The sequence below is a fragment of the Candidatus Rhodobacter oscarellae genome (genome assembly GCF_001078595.1).
Lineage (GTDB): Bacteria > Pseudomonadota > Alphaproteobacteria > Rhodobacterales > Rhodobacteraceae > Rhodobacter_B > Rhodobacter_B oscarellae.
Window position 1 is genome coordinate 738031 of record NZ_LFTY01000001.1, and the last position, 19341, is coordinate 757371.

The window sequence follows — 19341 nt, forward strand, 5'->3', positions numbered from 1 at the left end:
CAGGTTTCATCAGAAACCAGAAGCCGTACAAACAGTGAAGCTGACTATCCATCATCGGGTCATGAGCAAGCCCAATCCCCTAGGTAGTTGATATGCAGATGCTTGATCCATCGAATGAACCAAACCGCCCACATATCTCTTCAGTTACTAGCAATTTCAAAGAGCGTAGAGACAAAATCAACAGGATGCGCCGTATCGTAGCTGGCGCGCCCCGCCTCAAGTATCCCTGTTTTTAGTCTACGCCATCCGCTTAGTGGCTTGCGCCGCCGCCCGTCTGACGTCCCGTTGTGCGCCTCAGCGCCGCCGGTGAAAGGGCTTTTAGGGGTACCCACCCAGGGTCGCAAGTGGTTTTTTTCAGCTAGATGACATTTTTTTAAAGGCTTTTAATTTTCAAGCAAAAACAATTAGTTACGACATGCCCTGTTTTTGGCCTTCGGCTCTTTCCGCTATGTTTACCATGGTTTTGCGCGCGCGCTTAAGCGACTCGATTGCCGCCTTTGCACCATATCTTGGGTTATGCACAGGCTTACCCCCAGAATCCGGTGATTTGCGCCGAGTCGGAGTGGATAACCGCGACTCGTGCAAGAATCGTGATTCAGGCCTGACTCGCCCGGCGCACGGGAAATTTGAGCCGCAACGCCAAAAGAAGCACGATCGCCGCGTTGTAGAGCATCGGCTCTAGGTTCCAGGTCTTCGCCAGCATAATGAAGTGGATGCCGCCCAAGAGGACCGCCGGGTAGGTCAGCTTATGCAGCCTGCGCCATTTGATCGGCCCAAGCTTGCGCACCATCCGGTTATTCGAGGTCCAGGCCAGCGGGATCAGCAGCAAGAACCCCGCCATCCCTATGGTGATGTAAGGCCGCTTGACGATGTCACGCCAGATGTCGCCCAGGTCTCCTACATCCAGCACCAGCCAGACCAGCAGGTGCAGCGTGATATATAGGAACGCCATCAGCCCGATTGCGCGGCGGAATTTGACCAGGTCGATCTTTGTGAACCGCCGCAACGGGGTGATCGCCAGGCCAAAGATCAGGATCTGCAGCCCCAGCTCTCCATAGAGGTGCTCCAAAGCGCGGATCGGCTCGGAGCTTAGCGTCCCGTTCAGGGCTTGAAGGAACCACAACACGGCCGGGACCGGCATCACGACATAAAGGACCCAGGCGGGCAGACGGCGCGTCCACGCGTTTATGCGCTGCGCGACGCCCATGGGCTTAGCCCGTGATGCTGCCAATGTGCCTGCGGGCATCAGGATCGGCTCCTTGATTTATCAAAGCGATCAAAAGTGCTCGTTGATCAGATCCATGCCCTCGTACAGGCTGGCGACCTCATCCTCGTAGCCGTTGAACATCAGCGTGGGGATCTTCTGGGCGAAGAGCCCGCCGCCCACGCGCCGCTCCTTGGCTTGGCTCCAGCGCGGGTGCGAGCGTTCGGGGTTCACATTCGAGTAGAAGCCGTATTCGCGCGGGATGAGCTGGTTCCAGCTCGCATGCGGCTCTTCCTCGACCAGCGAGATGCGCACGACGGATTTGATCGACTTAAAGCCGTACTTCCACGGCACGACCAAGCGGATCGGCGCGCCGTTTTGTTTCGGCATAGGCTCGTCGTAAAGCCCAGTCGCCATGATGGTCAGCGGGTGCATAGCCTCGTCCAGGCGCAGCCCCTCGCGATACGGCCAATCAATGAATTGGCGCCGCTGGCCCTGCATCTCTTCCGGGCGCAGCAAGGTCTCGAAGGCCACATACTTGGCCTCGGGTTTCACGCCGACGCGGTTCAGCAGGTCGGCCAGCTCAAACCCGACCCAGGGCACGATCATCGACCAGGCCTCGACGCAGCGGAAGCGATAGATCCGCTCCTCTAGCTCGACGCCCTCCATGATCTGCTCCATGGAGTATTCGCCGGGCTTCTCGACCAGGCCGTCGATGGTGATGGACCAGGGGTCGGTGGTCAAGGCGCCGGCGTGTCGCGCCGGGTCGCCCTTATCGGTGCCGAACTCATAGAAGTTGTTATAAGTGGTGATGTCTTGGAGGGAGTTGGGCTCTTCGCTGATCGAGTACTGGCTAGGCTTGGCATTCAGCTTGGCCCAGGCCGCGCCGCCGATGCCGCCCGCAGCGGCCAGGGCCCCTGCCCCGGCCATAACCTGGCGCCTGTTCAGGAATGCCGCCTTAGGCGTCACATCCGCATGCGTAAGATCGTTCTTCCAACGTCCAGCCATCTATCCCTCCGCTTCAACGCTTGCCCTCACGTAGCCTCCCATACCTTGAAAACCAAATTACTTGTGCTCACGATTGCGTCGGGAATCATTTCAATTCTTAGTGGTACGGCGCAGCATCACCGCGGCGGCAGCCTGCGCGTCATCGTCAAACTCGTCGGACGGTCATAGCCCGGATGGGCGGTGCGGCCGGTCTCCGCAAAGCCCTGGCGCGCGAAATAGGCGTGGTTCTCGGTCAGTTCGACGCGGGTCTGCAGTTCCAGATACTGCGCGTCCCAACCATGGGCTTCCTGCTCGACCCAGTCGAGCAAGGCTCGCGCCAAACCCTGCCCCCGCGCGGATGGGTGAACCGCAAGCTTCCCAAGATAAAGATGATCGGGATGCACGGTGACAAAAAGGCAGGCGAGCGGTTTGCCCCGCTTATCCAAGATGGCCAGTAAGACCTCGTCGGCGGCGAAGTCCCGCACCTGCTGGGCGGTCATCCGATGCAGCGACGACGGTGGGTCGACCCGGCCCTCCATGTATCTGAAGGCGTCGTGCAGGAGCGCTAGAAACGCCTCCGCATCGGGCCGAAGCACCCAAGAGACGTCATCCACGCTCGCCCTCTTCATAATGGACGCATCATGGTGACAACGCCGGGCTCTCCATCGCGCTCTTGCGGTGTCTCGAACCCCAGGCGTCCGAATGTGGCCTGCAGCTGCGTCAAGCTGGCACCGGTATCGAGGGTCAATGCGGCGAGGCCCTGCGTTCTCGCCTGACTTGCGGCACGCTCGACCAACTGGCGCGCCAGACCTTGGCCCCGGCAAGTCTCCTCAACCGCCAGCTTGCCAAGATATAGCGCGTCCGGATGATCCCTTGAGGCGCGCGTGAATAGACAAGCCACCGGGTAGGGCGTTCCGATCAGCCAGCACGCACCTTGCTGGGCTTCCTCCGCAAGCGCCTCTGCCGTCGCCTGCGTCGCCCCGGCGGGGCGCCCAAGGATTGGCTCCATATAAGCGAAGGATTTTGCCAGCAGACGCTGCACGCCCGCCCAGTCGGTCTCATTCCCTGCACGGTAGGGCGTAAGGTCGCCAGGCCAGGGCACGAATTCAAGCTCTGGCCAGAACTTAACATGCCGCGCGGCCTTCGCCTCATGGGTCACACGATTGTTGGTGTCTGTGTTCCCGATCAGGCGAAAGCCAAAGATCGGCTCTAGCCCGCATGGGGTGTAGATTTCCAGCTCCCCGCCAGAGAGCCGTGCGCCGATCATATGCGTCGTGCAGGCGAAGCGGCGGATGCCCTCATGACTGTCTGCAAGCGGCGTGTAGGCGGACCCAAAATGATCCTCATACCATAGATGCACGCGCGCCTGATTGCGGATCTCAACGGGCGGCTCGGGTGGGAAGAGCGGGGTTAGCCGTTGGATCACGGCGTCCTCGGCGGCGTAGCTGAGATCCGTGTCGTCAAAATAGAAGACGTCGTAGTCTTTTACGCCATAGTCGTCGGGTCGCCCGGTGAGGCTGTTCCAGATGTTGCCGTAGAGCGCGCCGGACACCAGCCACCCATCCGGCAAGCCGGTCTCGGCCAAAACCTCCAGACGCCGCATCACACCGCGGTTCGCCGACAGGATATCGCGGGCCGCCTTTAGCTGAATGGCCTGCGAAAGCCCTGAATAGCGAAGGTGGTCCATTCGATGCGCCCGGTTGAGTAAACGGCAACTACGCTCAGTCTAGAATGGCCTCGATCCGAGCACGAGCGGAATTCGACCTGGGCGTCCAAAGCCCGCGGTCCATTGCCTCCTGCAGCCGCTCGGCGATCTCTTTCAGGGCAGAGGGGTTATGTTCCTCGATAAAGTCGCGCGTGGCGTCGTCCTCTAGGAAGGCGCTTTCCACGAGGTCAAAGTGATGCCCGCGCACGGCACCGGTCGTGGCCGCGAAGGCAAAGAGGTAGTCCACCGTGGCGGCGATCTCGAACGCGCCCTTGTAGCCGTGCCGCTTGACCCCCTCGATCCATTTCGGGTTCACCACGCGGCTGCGCACCACCCGCCCGATCTCGTCCTCAAGCGTGCGGATCACCGGGCGCTCGGGGCGGGAGTGGTCGTTGTGGTAGATGGGCCGTTCTTTGCCCTGTAGCGTGCTGACCGCGGCCGCGGCGCCGCCCTCGAACTGATAATAGTCGTCGCTGTCCAGCAGGTCATGCTCGCGGTTGTCCTGGTTCTGGACGATGGCCTCGGCCTGGCTGAGGCGCTGCGTGAGCCCCGCGCGGTCGCGCCTGCCCTCTCCGCCGGAATAGGCGTAGCTGCCCCAATCCAGATAGGCCTCGGCCAGATCGGCCTTATCCGTCCAAAGCCGCTCGTCGATCATTGCCTGGAGGCCTGCGCCATAGGCGCCAGGCTTGGAGCCGTAGACGCGAGCGGCGGCCTCTCCGCGGCGGGACCGCGCGGCGGCAGGGTTCACGTCGTCGGGCTCGTCCAGCGCCTGCACGGCGCGGGCGGCGCTGTCCACCAGGGCCATCTGCTGCGGGAACGCATCGCGGAAGAAGCCCGAGACGCGTAAGGTGACGTCCACGCGCGGGCGACCCAGGGCGGTGTGTGGGATGATCTCGAACCCGGTGACGCGGCGGCTGGCGCTATCCCATTGCGGCTTGACCCCCATCAGGGCCAGGCATTGCGCGATGTCGTCGCCGCCGGTGCGCATGTTCGCGGTGCCCCAGGCGGTCAGCAGCATGGTGCGCGGCCAGTCGCCGTGGTCCTGCAGGTGCTTGTCGATCAGAAGGCTCGCCGACTTCCACCCAAGCGCCCAGGCGGTCGGGGTGGGCACGGCCCGGCTGTCGACCGAGTAGAAATTGCGCCCGGTGGGCAAGACATCGAGCCGCCCGCGGGTGGGCGCGCCGGACGGGCCCGGGGCAACGAATTGCCCTGAAAGGGCGGTGAGGAGCCCCGCCCCCTCGGCGGGTCCGCAGGATTGCAACATCGGGCGGAGCTGCGCCTCTAGATACTCTAAAACGGTGCGGCTCCTGGGCCCTGGCGGGCATCCCTCGCCATCGATCAGCCGCGAGGCCAGTATTTCAACGCGCTCCACCGTGTCGCCGTTGCTGCGCCATGGGTCATCCGAGAGCGACAAGAGCATCGCGGGGCATGCCCCGCCCCACCTTTCGGACATGTCGCAGTCCAGCGGATCAAACCCAAGGTCCAGATCGTCAGCGATGGCGCGCATCAGAGACTGGTTCTGATCCTTCCCGTCTCCCCGCGGCACCCGCAGCAGCGCCTGCAGGAGGTCGCGCTCCAGCCTCCCCTCCGGCGCGCTGCCGAAGATGTGCAGCCCGTCGCGGATTTGTGCCTCCTTCAGTTCGCAGAGATAGGCGTCCAGCTTGGCCAGGTCGGTGTCTTCGTCCTGCCCCGTCATCCCGGCATCCGCGTCCAGACCGGTGGCCGAGGTCAGCGAAAGGATCTCGCGTCGCAGATGCGAGACGCGCCTTGGGTCAACACCGGCGGCCTCGAAATACTCGTCCACCAGCGCCTCCAGCGCCTTCAGCGGGCCATAGGTCTCGGCGCGCGTGAGCGGCGGGGTGAGGTGGTCGATGATCACGGCCTGGGCGCGGCGCTTGGCCTGGGTGCCCTCGCCCGGGTCGTTCACGATGAAGGGGTAGATATGCGGCACGGGGCCCAGCACGGCCTCGGGCAGGCAGGCCTCGGACAGCGCCACCGCCTTGCCGGGCAGCCATTCCAGGTTGCCGTGCTTGCCCATATGCACCACGGCGTCAGCGCCCCAATGCTCCCGCAGCCAGATGTAGAACGCCAAGTAGTTATGCGGCGGCGCGAGATCGGGGGCGTGGTAGGTCTCGGTCGGGTCAACATTATAGCCGCGCGCGGGCTGCAGACCGACGACCGCGTGGCCAAACCGGTGGATCGACAGCTTAAAGCCCGCAGCGGGATCATAGAACGGGTCGTCCTGCGGCGCGCCCCAGCGGGCCTCGATCTGGCTTTTCACGTCCCAGGGCAGCGCGCTGTAATGCGCAAGGTAGGTCTCCAGCGGCAGGCTCTCACCGCCCGCCTTATCGGCCCGGTCGGTCAGCCAGTTGGTCGGCCCGTCCAGGAGCCGCTGCATCAACGCATCTGCGGTCTCGGGAGCCTCCGAGATGTCATAGCCCGCGTCGGCCAGGCTGCGCAGCGTGCCAACGGTGGCCGCGGGCGTGTCCAGCCCGACCCCATTGGCCAGCCGCCCGTCCTTGTTAGGGTAATTCGCCAGCACCAGCGCGACCCGTCGCGCGGACGCCGGCTTGCGGCGGAGGTGCGCCCAGCGCGCCGCCAGAGCGACGACGAAATCGATCCGATCCCCCCGCGCCCGGTAGGCCGCGATGGGGCACTCGGTCGCCTCGTCAAAGAACGCCTCGCCCTTAAAGCTGATCGCGCGGCTAAGCACGCGCCCATCCACCTCGGGCAGGGCCACATTCATCGCGATGTCGCGCGCCGAGAGCCCGGTCAGACCTTCGTCCCAGGTCTGCTCGGACCCGCTGGACAGCACGACCTGGAACACAGGCGCATTATTGGCCAGCAAGGGGTTCGCCACGGTCGCCTCACCCTGCGCAGAGCCAACGGCAAAGCTGGTGCAGTTTAGAATGACGTCTGGTGGTGCCGCAGCGAACAGCTCTGCAAGCGTTGCCGCCGATACCGGATCCTTTAGCGAGGCCACGAAGATCGGCAGCGGGTTCAGGCCCTTGCGCAGAAGAGACTTGATGAGGCGGTTGATCGGGTTGAGCCCCGCCCCCTGCACCAGCGCTCGGTAGAAGACCACCGGCACCACCGGCGCGCCCTCGGTCCAGGCGTCGCGCGCGGTGTCCAAATCGGACACCCCGGCGCCCGGCCAGTAGATTCCCGCCTTCAAAAGCGGCTTTGCCGGTGACGGGCGCTCTGTTCCCCCCAGCATCGCACGGGCGTAACGCAGAAAATTCGTGGAGTTTTCGGGGCCGCCCTCAACCAGATAGGCCCAAAGCGCATCATAGTCCTCAGTGGAGACGGTCGACAGCTCTCGTAGTTCGGGATCTGGCTTGTCGTCGCCGGGCAGCAGCGCCAGGGGCACGCCGGCGGCATGCAGATGCGCGGCGAATTGCTCGGCCCCATAGCGCCAATAGCCCAAACCGCCCAGCACCCGGGCGATCACCAAACGGGACTTCGTGGCGCAGTTCTCGATATGCAGGTCCACCGACATCGGGTGGCGCAGATGCATGATCGAGCCCAGGCGCAGCCCCGGAGGGTCCTGCATCTCGGCGCGCGCCTCGCTGAGCCCTGCCAGTTCGGTATCCGCCGCCGACAGGAACACCACATCCGCAGGGGTCTGGCCCAGGTCGACCGGCTCGGAACCGTCATCGACCGCGCCTGGTATAGCCGCGAGTAAATGCATCTAGGTCAGGGGCTTTTCCATAAAGAGGCTCGTGGGGTCATCCAGATACTCCCCAAACGGGCCGCGATAGGTGAAGCCGTGCCGCTCGTATAGCCGATGCGCCGCATGGAGCGTGTCGCCGGTCTCTAGCCGCAGCACCGGCAGTCCCATCGCGCGGGCCTTGGTCTCTATTGCCTGCAGGATCGCTCCAGCAGCACCAGTGCCACGCGCCTCAGACGCCGTGAACATGGATTTCACTTCGCCGTAGTCGCCCTTGTTGGCCAGCGCGCCGGTGCCGATCACTGTCTCGCCCTTCAAAGCGTGGAAGAAACTGATCTCGGGCGCGCAAAGCGCATCGACAGACAGGAAGTGGTTCGCTTCCGCCGGGAACAGCTCCTGCATCAGGGCATGGCTTGCCTTCAGCAAAGCCTCCGCCTCTGGGTGCCTGGGGTCGCCTTCGGTAACGCGGATCATGCAGCAAGCGCGGCTTCGATGCCCGCGCGATCCAGCCCAGCCTGTCCGATCACGACAAGGCGCGTCTCGCGCGCATCGCCGCCCAGAGGGCGATCAAAATAGGTCTCGATCCGGGGCCCCACCGCCTGCAGGGTCAGGCGCATTGGTTTGCCCTGTACGGCAGCGAAGCCCTTCAGGCGCAGGATGTCATGGTTGCGGATCACCTCGGCGACATGCTCGGCAAAGGCCTTGGGGTCGGTGATCTCGGGCAGGGTGACAACGAAGCTTTCGAACTCGTCATGGCCATGCGCATGTTCGTGATCGTGATCATGCTCGTGGTGGTCTTCGTCGCCCGCGTCATGGTGGTGGTGATGGTGATGCAGCTCGTGCCGCGCGCTCAGGTCGTCCTCAGCCGCCTGGCCGCGACCCAGCAGCACCTCAACGGGCAAAGCGCCCATGGAAGTCTTGACCACCTGCACCCCGTCCCGCGCCTCCTCTCCGAGGCGAGTGGCGAGGCTCATTGCCTGCGCGTCCCCAAGAAGGTCCGCCTTGTTGACGACGATCATGTCGGCGCAGGCGACCTGGTCCTCGAAGAGCTCTGAAAGGGGCGTCTCGTGGTCCAGGTTCTCGTCCATCTTGCGCTGGGCGTCCACCGCCTCGACGTTATGGGCGAACTGGCCATCGCTGACCGCCTTGCCGTCCACCACGGTGACCACGCCGTCCACGGTGACCCGCGTGGCGATCTGCGGCCAGTTGAAGGCGCGGACCAGGGGCTGCGGCAATGCCAGCCCGGAGGTCTCGATCACGATGTGGTCCGGCGGCTCGGGCCGGTCCAGCAGCTTCTCCATCGTTGGCACAAAATCATCGGCCACGGTGCAGCAGATGCAGCCGTTCGACAGCTCCATCACATCATCATCGGTGCAGGTCTCGTCGCCGCAGCCCTTCAGGATGTCGCCATCCACGCCCAGGTCGCCGAACTCGTTGATGATGAGCGCGATGCGCCGCCCTTCGGCGTTCTGCAGCATGTGGCGGATAAGCGTGGTCTTACCGGACCCGAGAAAGCCGGTGACAACGGTGGCTGGTATCTTGGCTGGCATGGCTGGCCCTCAAAACAAAAGGTATCGCGGCCCCTCCCACAAGGAGGGGCCGCCGTAGGTTGCGAGAGAAGGCGATCAGGCGGCTTTATAGAGCCGCGGTGTGGTCAGCGCGGGGCTGCGCAGCACGTCGCGTCCCGCCTTTGCGCCGGCCAGCACGGCCAGGTCGATCAGCGGCTCGACCAGCACCACCAGGATGTAGGCCGCAGCAAAGCTCATCACGGCGGCCATGTTCTCGGCGCCGAAGCCCTGCCCGTAGAAGGCCCAGAACGCGACCCAGGCGATCACGCCGCCCTGGTACATGCCCGAGAGCGTCAGCGCTTGGCCGTATTTGAGGTCAACATAAGCCGTGTTCGGCGCCACGATGCGCCGCGCCAGAGCGGCGATCGCAAAGATCGGCACCAGCAGCGTCGTAACATTCACAAAGTACATCGGCGCGTCCGGAGGCGCGAGGAACAGGCTCTGGATCGCCAGCCCCGCGGCCAAGCCGATCGCGGCGGGCGCGGCGCCCAGGATCAGCAGAAGCGTTGTTCCCAAGATGAAATGTACCTCCGAGACGCCGACCGGGAATTTCGGCAGAATCTCGAAAAAGAACAGGACACCGACAGTCGCGATAACCGCGCGCGTGGCCAAGGCCACCGCACCGTTCGCTTTCAAGTCGTCCCACGCCAGCTTGGCGGCGTAACCAGCGGCCCCAGCCGCGGTTCCATAGGCAAGCACCATTTTTGCGCCGTGCACGACACCCGGTTCGATATGCATAGTTTGTCTCCTCTGCCGTCGCCCCGACGGTCTCTGGGTTGCATTAAGCACGGCAGGTCTCCTGGCTTGCGGGTCGATGCTTGCGCCGCCTTCCCAGGGCTCTTTGGCCCCAGTGGCATTCAGCGCTCGCTCGCCGCGTACAGTCGCGGGGGCGGCTCTGGTTGTCGGCCCCTAATTGGGTCGCCGATCCCAGATTCCCATTTCGGCCCGCCGTGCTTGGGCACGGGCGCGGGCACCATGCATGGCCATCTCGCAGGAATTGCGACGAACGGTCAAGGTCATTTGCGACGCGCGGTGGCGGGATTCCGGCGCGCGACCAGCGCGGCCCCGGGCGACGCAACCGCGATATCTTGTGGAAAACCGGCGGCTAACCGCCAAATGCAGGGGGTTTTCGTTGACTCCTGCCGCCTCGGCCCGCGACACTGCTCGTCAAGAATCAACACGGGCAGCAAGATTGCGGTTCTCACGGCTCAGACTGAACGGCTTTAAAAGCTTCGTCGATCCCACCGATCTGGTGATCGCCGACGGCCTGACCGGTGTTGTCGGCCCGAATGGCTGCGGCAAGTCCAACCTGCTGGAGGCGCTGCGCTGGGCGATGGGCGAGAACCGCCCCACCTCGATGCGCGGCTCGGGCATGGAGGACGTGATCTTTGCCGGTGCCGCGACCCGGCCCGCGCGGAACTTCGCCGAGGTCACGATCCAGATCGACAATACCGACCGGCTGGCGCCCGCGGGGTTCAACGACCATGACCAGCTAGAGATCGTGCGCCGGATCACCCGCGACGCGGGCTCGGCCTTTAAGGTCAACACCAAAGACGCCCGCGCCCGCGACGTGCAGATGCTGTTCGCGGATGCCTCCACCGGCGCGCACTCGCCCGCCCTTGTCCGGCAAGGGCAGATCAGCGAGCTGATCAACGCCAAACCGCGGGCGCGTCGCCGCGTTCTCGAGGAGGCCGCCGGGATCAGCGGGCTCTATCAGCGCCGCCATGAGGCCGCGCTAAAGCTCAACGGCGCCGAGACCAACCTGCAACGCGTTGACGACGTGATCGAGCAGCTCGCCCAGCAACTTTCGCAGCTTGCCCGCCAAGCCCGGCAGGCCGCGCGCTATCGCGAGATCGGCGAGGCGCTGCGCCTGGCCGAGGGCCTTCTGCTCTACCGCCGTTGGCGCGAGGCCGACGCGGCACGCACCGCCGCCGCCGCCGATCTGCGCGAGCGCACCCAGGCCACGGGCGCTGCGGAACGTGCCGCCATCGCCGCCGCGCAAGCACGCGAGACGGCAGAAGAGGCCCTACCGCCGCTGCGCGAAGAGGAGGCCATCGCCGCCGCGCTCTTGCAACGCGTGCAGGTCGAGCGCGACACGCTTGCCGATCAAGAAGCCCGCGCCACCGCCGCGATAGAGACGCTGACCGCGCGCGTCACCCAGCTTGGCCATGACATCGACCGCGAAGAGGCCCTGAACCGCGATGCCGGCGAGACGATTGCACGCCTCACCGATGAGGCCCAGGATCTAGAAGCCCAGGGCGAGGGCCACGCGGAAGCATTAGAGCAAAGCAGCGCCCAGGCCCGCGAGGCGGCGAGCGCCCTGCAAGCGCAGGAAGGCCAGCTTTCGACACTGACCGAGGACACCGCGCGACTGGCGGCACGGCACCAGTCCGGGCAACGCTTGTTGGAGGACAGCCGAAAGACAAGGGAGCGCTCCGAGGCGGAAGCCGAGAAGGCAAAGGCCTCGCTTATCGCGGCGCAAGATTCGCTTGCCTCCGCCGCGGCGGCCTTCGAGCGGGCCGAGGGTGAACGCAGCGGCGCGGCCGATCAAGCCGAGCGCGCGGAAACAGCGCTGGTGGATGCCGACATCGCGCGTTCCGAGGCACAATCGCGCGAGGCGGACGCGCGGGCGGAGCGTTCCGAGGCCGAAGGCGAAGTGAACGCCCTGCAGGCCGAGGTCAACGCGCTGGCCAAGCTGATGGAGCGCGACACTGCCGAGGGCGGGCAGATCCTGGATCTGCTGCGCGTGGCCCCAGGGTATGAAAAAGCGCTCGGGGCCGCCTTGGCCGACGACCTGCGCGCGCCAGCGGTCGAGCCAAGCGCCGCCTCCGGTTGGGTCGCGCTGCCGGGCTACAGCCAGGCGCAGACGCTTCCGGATGGCGTGACCGGCCTGGCCAATCATGTCACCGTGCCCGAAGTGCTCGGACGACGGATCGCGCAGGTGGGCTTGGTGGACGCCGCCGACGGGTCCCGCCTGCAATCGGCGCTGAAACCCGGGCAGCGCCTGGTGTCTGTTGCGGGCGATCTGTGGCGCTGGGACGGGTTCCGCGCCGGTGCTGAGGATGCGCCCTCCGCCGCTGCCTTGCGCTTGCAGCAGTTGAACCGGCTGGAGGAGCTGAAACAAGAGCTCGTCCAGGCCAACGCCCGCGCCGAGGGCGCCGCCCGCGCGCATGAGGTTCTGACCCGCACCCTGGCCGAGCTGACCGAAGCCGACAAGGCCGCGCGTTTGGCGCGCCGCGAGGCAGACCAGAAGCTTGCGGATGTGAATCGCGCGCTCAGCCGCGCCGAGGCCGACCGCAACATCGCCGATGGCCGCGCCGAGAGCCTGCGTCTTGCCGTGACGCGTCACGCCGACGAGGCCACCGAGGCCCGCCGCGCCGAGAAAGAGGCCGCAGACGCCCTGGCCGGGCTCGACGACCTGGACACCGCACGACGCTCGGTCGAGGAGATCAAGGTCTCGGTCGAGGGTGCGCGGATGACGATGATGTCGCGCCGTGCCGCCTTTGACGAGCTAAAGCATGCCGGCGACGCGCGTGCCAAAAGGCTGACCGAGGTTCAAAAAGAGACCGCGACTTGGCAGCGCCGCCTGGAAACCGCCGACAAGCGGATCGCAGAGTTGGCCGAGCGCCGCACCGGGTCAGAGGCCGAGCTTGCCTCCGCCTCTGGCGAGCCCGCGCGCATCGCCGCCGAGCGCGAGAAGCTCTCGGACGCGATTGCCGAGGCCGAAGCCCGCCGCCGCGCCGCAACGGATAGGCTGGCCGAGGGGGAAACCGCGCTGCGCGAAGCCACCATTGCCGAGAGAGACGCAGAGCGCACTGCCGGGGAGGCACGAGAGGCTCGGGCCGCGGCAGAGGCCCGCACCGAGGCCGCCGCTGCCTCCGCCCGTGCTGCCACGGAACAGATCGCCGAGGCGCAAGAGATGTCGCCGCAGGACCTTCTGGAAAGCCTCGATACCGATCCTGACCAAATGCCCGCCGCCGAGAAGATCGAGCACGAGGTGAACCGCCTCAAACGGCAGCGCGACGCGCTGGGCGCGGTGAATCTGCGCGCCGAGGAAGACGCGCAATCCGTGCAGGAAGAGCATGACGGGCTGGTCAGCGAGAAGGCCGACCTAGAGGAGGCCATCGGCAAGCTGCGCTCTGGCATCAACGCGCTTAACCGCGAGGGCCGCGAGCGCCTGCTGACCGCGTTCGAACAGGTGAACTCAAACTTCTCGCTGTTGTTCAAGCACCTCTTCGGCGGCGGCGAGGCGAACCTGGTGCTGGTCGAGAGCGATGACCCGCTGGAGGCCGGGCTGGAGATCATGTGCCAACCGCCGGGCAAAAAGCTCTCGACGCTTTCGCTGCTGTCGGGCGGCGAGCAGACGCTGACCGCCTTGGCGCTGATCTTTGCGGTGTTCCTGGCGAACCCGGCCCCGATCTGCGTGCTCGACGAGGTCGACGCGCCTTTGGATGATGCCAATGTGAGCCGCTTCTGCGATCTTCTGGACGAGATGACCCGGCGCACCGAGACGCGGTTCCTGATCATCACCCACCACGCGGTGACAATGGCGCGGATGGACCGCCTATTTGGGGTAACAATGGGCGAGCAAGGGGTAAGCCAGCTGGTCTCCGTTGACCTCAAGAAGGCCGAGCAGATGGTGGCCTAGAGCCTTCTGCGTTTGACTTGAGGCATCAAGTTGAAGGCCATTTTCCGCTACATCAATGGGTTCTGCCGCCTGCCGCTTCAAAACCTGCGTCAGGTCTTTCGCGATCCGCCCTAGCCAAAACGTAACCCCGCAAGGCCGAGACCTCACGGGGTGGCGATTGGAGAGAGGTGCGGAGCAGTGTTTCCGCAGTGATTGGGTAGCATGCGATTCAAGTTTGTGTAAAATTTTATCGATTGGATTGGTTAAGATCCCGCCTCGCGCAAGCGTGATGGCAGGTGGGCTGATAACGCGCTAGGCTCCGTGCGAAATAGGAGGTCTCATGCGCTCTGTCATTCTTCTCCTTACGCTGCTCGCTGCACCGAGCCTGGCGCAACAAGCCCCGCGCGACGGCGACGTGCTGCTCTCTAAGGACGAGCTGACCGCCCTGGTCAGCGGCAAGATGCTGGAGTTCTTCACCGGCGGCTTTGCGCGGCATGGTACGGATGGCGGCTATGACTACCGCTACGCCATCGACGGCGCGCCTGCACCTGGGCGCTACGAGGTGCGCGATGACAGCACGATCTGCATCACCTTCCACAATGGGTTCGACCGCTGCGATCTTCTGGTGAAGTCAGGCGAGCGATATGTGATGGTGATCAAGAATGGCGACCGCTATCCGGTGAAGGCGATTACTTCGCTCGAATAATGGCGGCGGATTGGCTGACTGCTGGGAAATTCATCGAAAATTAGCGATTCTCCCAGGACAATGGTCCTGGGTGGGCTGGTCCCGGCGCCCTGGATCACGTTACGGCGTGGCGACTGAAGCCGTCTGTTGGCCAATCGGCCCGGCAAAGGACTGAACCCATGCAATTCCGTTCTCACCAATTGTGATCGCCTCGGATCTCACTCGCGCCCAGCCTTCTTCGGTGAGCGGGTATGTGGTCCCAAGCGCCGCGAAAGTGTTCGGCTGCGTTTCGGCGCGCGCCTGCTCTACCCAAGTGGCCGAGAACACGGACTCGAAGGGCGCGGGGTAGCTCCAGATGGCGTTATGCATCAATCCAATCGAGGCGATGACCCCAACCGCGTAGGCCGTAGCGCGCATAAACAAAGCATGTCGCAGCACCACTATCATCAACATGCCCGCCAAGAGCGTCACGACGCCGTCGATCACCATCATCCGTTCAGCACCACCTGCGAACAGCCCGTCCCCCCACATCCAGAAACGCGCATATCGGACGGCCACAACGGCAGCGAAAGCCATTCCGGCAATAATGCCCAGGCGGATTGGAAAGGTGAGGATATCTCCAAGAAGGCCGAAAGCACCACGCGGACGCCCCGTCCCGCTGCGCAGAGACGCGCCAGACCAGTCTGTATTCCCCTGACCCGGTTGATAAGAATTTACCCGGGATTGAAAGTCACTCGCGCCCATTTTCACGGCCTCCTATTAGCAGTTCGGGAGTGATGCGAACTGTGTTGGTTTTATTGTGGGATTGTGGCGTCCTGGCGCTGTTTTGATGATGATTTCTGGACCACTTCTTGCCCGTGCCAATCTGGGCTCAGTTCAGCGCAGGTTAGCTTATAGGACAACGCCTTAGCGGGCCATTCACCACGCGGAACGTCCATCGGATCTTTAGCGCATCGTCTGCGAGCGCGAACCCCAAACGATACCCCCGCAAAGCGTCCTCGCCACAAAGCGCACGGGCGCCCGTGAAGATCCCGTTCTCGCGCTTCTCGACCGGGAACCATATCAAACGGCACCATAATTGGCCGTGCCGCAGCCAACCGGGGCGTATCTCGAAGGGCTGGGCCGGGACGGTGCCGCCCTCTTTCAGCATCTCACCGGCGCATTGCTTGGGCGTGCCCCATATGCCGTAGAGCGCCGCGCGCTCATCGGCAGCGGCGGGTAAACTCAGCGTCAAGAGCAGCAATAAAGCACGCATGGTGAGCAGGCTATTGCGCATGAACCGCAAGCGCCAATCAATTTGCCAAGATCGGCGCGCCATGCCAAACCCAAATGGCCGCAAAGTGGAGACTAACATGCTGCGCATCTTGTCCGTGGTGACCGCCCTGCTCGCTCCGATCGGCGCGACCGCGCTGAACTGCGACGCCTATCAGGCGTCCGCGCTGGCCCTGCCCGAGCCGTGGGAGGCGCATACGCGGACCTATTCCAACGGCGCGATCCGCGTGGCCCTTTTGGACCTGATAGAGCCCGCCGCGGGCGCGATCACACCCTGGTTCGAACTGCCATGATCCTGGGGATAGGCACCGACCTAGCCAATATCGAGCGTATCGCGGGCACTCTCGAGCGTTTCGGCGACCGATTTCGCAACCGCGTGTTCACCGAGACCGAGCAGCGCAAGGCCGAGCGGCGGCGGGATGTCGCCGGAACCTACGCCAAGCGCTGGGCCGCGAAGGAGGCCTGCTCGAAGGCGCTCGGCACCGGGCTTCGGATGGGGATCTCCTGGAAGGACATGGCGGTGACCAACCTGCGTACCGGCCAGCCCCAGATGGCCGTGACCGGCTGGGCGGCGGAACGCCTGCGCGACATGACCCCGCCGGGACATGAAGCCGTGATCCACGTCACTTTGACCGACGACCACCCTTGGGCGCAGGCCTTTGTGGTCATCGAGGCGCGGCCCCTCGCTTGACTCGCGCCGCCAACCGCCTAAGACACGCCGGAGGCAAATCGCAGGCAGGACACGAGCATCATGGCAGCCAAGACTGAGAAGAAAGACGGCATCTGGGAGACCGTCAAGACGGTGGTCTACGCGCTGCTGATCGCGGGCGTGTTTCGCACCCTGTTCTTTCAGCCGTTCTGGATCCCGTCCGGCTCGATGAAGGACACGTTGCTGATCGGCGACTTCCTGTTCGTGAACAAGATGGCCTATGGCTACTCGGCGACCTCCTGCAAGATCCCCTTCACGACCCTATCGGCCTGCCCGTTCATCTCGGACCGCTGGCTGGGAAGCGAGCCGCAGCGCGGCGATGTGGTCGTGTTCGAGCACCCGGTTGCAAAGGTCGAGTTCATTAAGCGACTGGTGGGCCTGCCCGGCGACAAGATCCAGATGAAGAACGGCGTGCTATTCGTGAACGGCCAGGAGGCGGCGCAGACCCCGGACGGCGTGTTCACCGAGGATTACGCGTTGCAAGGGCCGATGCGGCAAACGCCGCGCTGCTCCAACGGGGCCGTGGGCCTTGGCGGCGTCTGCGAGAAACAGAAATTCGTCGAGCAGTTGCCCGGCGGCCCATCGCATTCCATCCTGAACATCGGCAATGCCAGCACCGACAACTCGCTGGTGCACACGGTGCCGGATGGGCACTATTTCTTCATGGGTGACAACCGAGACAACTCCACGGACAGCCGGGTCTCGCAGAACGCGAACGGTGTCGGCTATGTCCCGTTTGACGCGCTGATTGGGCGCGCGGACCGTGTAATGTTCTCCTCCGCCGGGCGGTCGATGCTGTTTTTCTGGACCTGGCGCGGCGATCGGTTCTTTAAGAAGATTTGACGGATGAAGCTTTCGGCTGAGGTACAGGCGTTCGCAGACCGGCTCGGGCACCGTTTCGAGCGCCCCGCCTTGTTGCTGGAAGCGTTGACGCATCCGTCCGTCTCTAACACTGTGCGCGCGGACAACCAGCGGCTGGAGTTCCTGGGCGACCGCGTGCTGGGGCTGGTCATGGCCGAAGCGCTGTTCTCTGCCGACCAGACCGCCAGCGAGGGCAAGCTGGCGCCGCGCTACAACGCCTTAGTCCGGAAAGAGACCTGCGCCGATGTCGCGCGGGCGCTGGATCTGGGCGATGTGCTGCGCCTTGGGCGCTCCGAGATGATGTCTGGAGGGCGGCGCAAAGAGGCGCTCTTGGCAGACGCGATGGAGGCGGTGATTGCCGCCGTCTATCTGGATGCCGGATTTGAAGCGGCGCGCAAAATTGTCCTTCGATCCTGGGGCGACCGCACAGATCGGGTCGAACAGGACGCCCGCGACGCCAAAACAGCCCTGCAGGAATGGGCGCAGGGCAAGGGCCAGCAACCGCCACGCTATGTGCTGGTCGATCGCAGCGGCCCTGACCACGCACCGGTCTTCACCATCGAGGCGCGCCTTCAAAGCGGTCAAAGCGCGACCGCCAAGGCCGCCTCAAAACGCCAGGCAGAGCAGGCCGCCGCCGCGGAACTGCTGACCAGCGTGCGGGGAAACTAGAGCCCAACCTCCGGTGGCGCACCAAATCTCTTAAATAAGAGATTTGCAACTTTCCTTGAAAGGAAAGTGCGCCCGCCCGTAGGCAGGCGACACAGGGTCTTGGCGATGGATCGCGGCGAAACGCGGAAACTCTTCTAAGAGTTTCGCCAATTTCTTCCAAGAAATTGGCCCCCCTCGGAAAGCGACGCCCCAGGTCAATCTGCGCGAGCGCTTCTACAATCGGTTGAGCAATTCGCGCGTCGGCCAGGCATCCGCGGGCAGGCCGAGGCGTTTTTGCTCTTTCTGTACAGCGCCGCGGGTGCCAGCGCCCAGGATGCCGTCGATTTTGCCCACGTCATGCCCGCGCGCGGCCAACTTCTTTTGCAGGGCCTTCATCTCGCCATCGCTCAACGACTTGTCGGGGCTGCCCGCGTCATAGACCTGTGCGCCAGAGAGCCGCGTGGCGAAGTAGCCCGCGGTGGCGACATAGACAAAGCTCTGGTTCCACTCAAACAGCGTCTGGTAGTTCGGATAGGCCATGAAGGCGGGGCCCTTGCGGCCCATGGGGATTAGGATGGAACCGGTCAGGTTCGCGCCCTCCCAGCTGCCCGCGCGCGGCTTGACCCCCAGGTTGGCCCACTCGCTGATCGCCTTGGTGGACGCGATTCCGGTGTCCTCCCAGGGCAGTTCCCGCGGCAGGACCACCTCTTGTAGCCAGGGCTGCCCCGGTTGCCAGCCGAAGCCCCGCAGCATGTTTGCGCCTGAGAACAGCGCGTCGGCGGGCGATTCCTTGAGGTTCACCTCGCCGTCGCCATCCCCGTCCAGCCCGCGCTCCAGGATGTCCTTGGGCAGCATCTGCACCATGCCGATCTCGCCGGCCCAGGCCCCGGTCACCCCAGTCGAGAAGTCGCCCTTGGAGTAAAGCTCAAGCGCCGCAAAAACTTGCGGCTGGAACAGCGCCGGCCGTCGGCAGTCATGGCTCAGCGTCATCAACGCATCCAGCGTGTTAAAGTCGCCCTGGAAGCTGCCGTAGTCGGTCTCGAACGCCCAGAAGCTTAGCAAAATGCCGCGCGGCACGCCCAGGTCGCGTTCGATCGCCGTAAAGATCCGGTCGTATTTCTGCGAATTCGAGCGCCCGCGGTCGATGCGATTTTGGCTGATCAGCTTTCGCGAGAAATCAATGAAGTTGGTCTTAAAGATCCCCTGTCGCCGGTCCGCCTTGATCACGCGGTCGCTATAGCCCGCGGCGCCAAAGAACTTGTTCAGAACGCTGTCGGAATAGCCCTGCGCCTTTCCCACCGCCTTCATCTTTCCAACGAAGCCAGAGAACGAACCGCCGCACTCGACGTAAAGCTTGCCCTCGCCCCCGGCCCCAAAGGCCATTGTCGCGGAGATTAGAAGGGCG

The 19341-nt window shown here is 64.3% G+C and carries 17 protein-coding genes and 1 riboswitch; of the genes, 6 read left to right on the plus strand and 11 right to left on the minus strand.

Features of this window, described 5'->3' with window-relative positions; all coding sequences use genetic code 11:
* Nucleotides 1-595 precede the first annotated feature (595 nt).
* The 8 genes from msrQ to AIOL_RS03565 form a co-directional block, all read right to left on the minus strand.
* Nucleotides 596-1246: a protein-methionine-sulfoxide reductase heme-binding subunit MsrQ gene (gene msrQ, locus AIOL_RS03530; RefSeq protein WP_235438856.1), complete on the minus strand. Its 651-nt coding sequence runs from the start codon at nucleotides 1244-1246 to the stop codon at nucleotides 596-598.
* Nucleotides 1247-1276: 30 nt separating this feature from the next.
* Nucleotides 1277-2212, minus strand: a complete 936-nt coding sequence (gene msrP, locus AIOL_RS03535) for a protein-methionine-sulfoxide reductase catalytic subunit MsrP (RefSeq protein ID WP_049641608.1) — start codon at nucleotides 2210-2212, stop codon at nucleotides 1277-1279.
* Nucleotides 2213-2328: 116 nt separating this feature from the next.
* The gene (locus AIOL_RS03540) at nucleotides 2329-2820 is read right to left on the minus strand and encodes a GNAT family N-acetyltransferase (RefSeq protein ID WP_049641609.1); all 492 of its coding nucleotides are present in this window, start codon (nucleotides 2818-2820) and stop codon (nucleotides 2329-2331) included.
* Nucleotides 2817-3878, minus strand: a complete 1062-nt coding sequence (locus AIOL_RS23890; RefSeq protein ID WP_053101170.1) for a nucleotidyltransferase family protein — start codon at nucleotides 3876-3878, stop codon at nucleotides 2817-2819. The genes AIOL_RS03540 and AIOL_RS23890 overlap by 4 nt, the downstream gene beginning before the upstream one ends.
* Nucleotides 3879-3912: 34 nt before the next feature.
* Nucleotides 3913-7587 carry a cobaltochelatase subunit CobN gene (gene cobN, locus AIOL_RS03550; protein WP_049641610.1) on the minus strand — a complete coding sequence of 1225 codons (3675 nt, stop codon included), beginning with the start codon at nucleotides 7585-7587 and terminating at the stop codon, nucleotides 3913-3915.
* Nucleotides 7588-8040 carry a GNAT family N-acetyltransferase gene (locus AIOL_RS03555; protein WP_049641611.1) on the minus strand — a complete coding sequence of 151 codons (453 nt, stop codon included), beginning with the start codon at nucleotides 8038-8040 and terminating at the stop codon, nucleotides 7588-7590.
* Nucleotides 8037-9116 (minus strand): cobalamin biosynthesis protein CobW, encoded by a 1080-nt coding sequence (gene cobW / locus AIOL_RS03560; protein WP_049641612.1) that lies wholly within the window; start codon nucleotides 9114-9116, stop codon nucleotides 8037-8039. Before cobW ends, AIOL_RS03555 begins: the two co-directional genes overlap by 4 nt.
* Before the next feature lie 75 nt (nucleotides 9117-9191).
* Nucleotides 9192-9872 carry an energy-coupling factor ABC transporter permease gene (locus tag AIOL_RS03565; protein WP_049641613.1) on the minus strand — a complete coding sequence of 227 codons (681 nt, stop codon included), beginning with the start codon at nucleotides 9870-9872 and terminating at the stop codon, nucleotides 9192-9194.
* A 34-nt stretch (nucleotides 9873-9906) separates the two neighbouring features.
* Nucleotides 9907-10127, minus strand: a riboswitch (cobalamin riboswitch).
* Nucleotides 10128-10326: 199 nt separating this feature from the next.
* On the opposite strand from AIOL_RS03565, the gene smc reads away from it, so the two are divergent.
* On the plus strand, nucleotides 10327-13782 hold the full coding sequence (gene smc, locus AIOL_RS03570; RefSeq protein WP_049641614.1) for a chromosome segregation protein SMC: 3456 nt from the start codon (nucleotides 10327-10329) through the stop codon (nucleotides 13780-13782).
* A 319-nt stretch (nucleotides 13783-14101) separates the two neighbouring features.
* Nucleotides 14102-14467 carry a hypothetical protein gene (locus AIOL_RS03575; RefSeq protein WP_049641615.1) on the plus strand — a complete coding sequence of 122 codons (366 nt, stop codon included), beginning with the start codon at nucleotides 14102-14104 and terminating at the stop codon, nucleotides 14465-14467.
* Between the two features lie 99 nt (nucleotides 14468-14566).
* Here AIOL_RS03575 and AIOL_RS03580 read toward each other — a convergent pair whose 3' ends face one another.
* Nucleotides 14567-15190 (minus strand): hypothetical protein, encoded by a 624-nt coding sequence (locus tag AIOL_RS03580; RefSeq protein ID WP_152912341.1) that lies wholly within the window; start codon nucleotides 15188-15190, stop codon nucleotides 14567-14569.
* Between the two features lie 142 nt (nucleotides 15191-15332).
* Nucleotides 15333-15701 carry a hypothetical protein gene (locus tag AIOL_RS03585; protein WP_152912342.1) on the minus strand — a complete coding sequence of 123 codons (369 nt, stop codon included), beginning with the start codon at nucleotides 15699-15701 and terminating at the stop codon, nucleotides 15333-15335.
* 97 nt (nucleotides 15702-15798) lie between these two features.
* Between AIOL_RS03585 and AIOL_RS23895 the strand changes: the two genes are divergently transcribed.
* From AIOL_RS23895 to rnc, 4 genes are read left to right on the plus strand one after another with little or no spacing between them, the layout of a single operon-like run.
* On the plus strand, nucleotides 15799-16011 hold the full coding sequence (locus AIOL_RS23895; RefSeq protein WP_152912343.1) for a hypothetical protein: 213 nt from the start codon (nucleotides 15799-15801) through the stop codon (nucleotides 16009-16011).
* On the plus strand, nucleotides 16008-16409 hold the full coding sequence (gene acpS / locus AIOL_RS03595; protein WP_049641618.1) for a holo-ACP synthase: 402 nt from the start codon (nucleotides 16008-16010) through the stop codon (nucleotides 16407-16409). The genes AIOL_RS23895 and acpS overlap by 4 nt, the downstream gene beginning before the upstream one ends.
* A 60-nt stretch (nucleotides 16410-16469) precedes the next feature.
* Nucleotides 16470-17270, plus strand: coding sequence for a signal peptidase I (gene lepB / locus AIOL_RS03600; RefSeq protein ID WP_049641619.1), 801 nt, complete (start codon nucleotides 16470-16472; stop codon nucleotides 17268-17270).
* 3 nt (nucleotides 17271-17273) lie between these two features.
* Nucleotides 17274-17957 (plus strand): ribonuclease III, encoded by a 684-nt coding sequence (rnc, locus tag AIOL_RS03605; RefSeq protein WP_049641620.1) that lies wholly within the window; start codon nucleotides 17274-17276, stop codon nucleotides 17955-17957.
* A gap of 213 nt (nucleotides 17958-18170) precedes the next feature.
* Here rnc and AIOL_RS03610 read toward each other — a convergent pair whose 3' ends face one another.
* On the minus strand, nucleotides 18171-19319 hold the full coding sequence (locus AIOL_RS03610; RefSeq protein ID WP_049641621.1) for a lytic murein transglycosylase: 1149 nt from the start codon (nucleotides 19317-19319) through the stop codon (nucleotides 18171-18173).
* Nucleotides 19320-19341 lie beyond the last annotated feature (22 nt).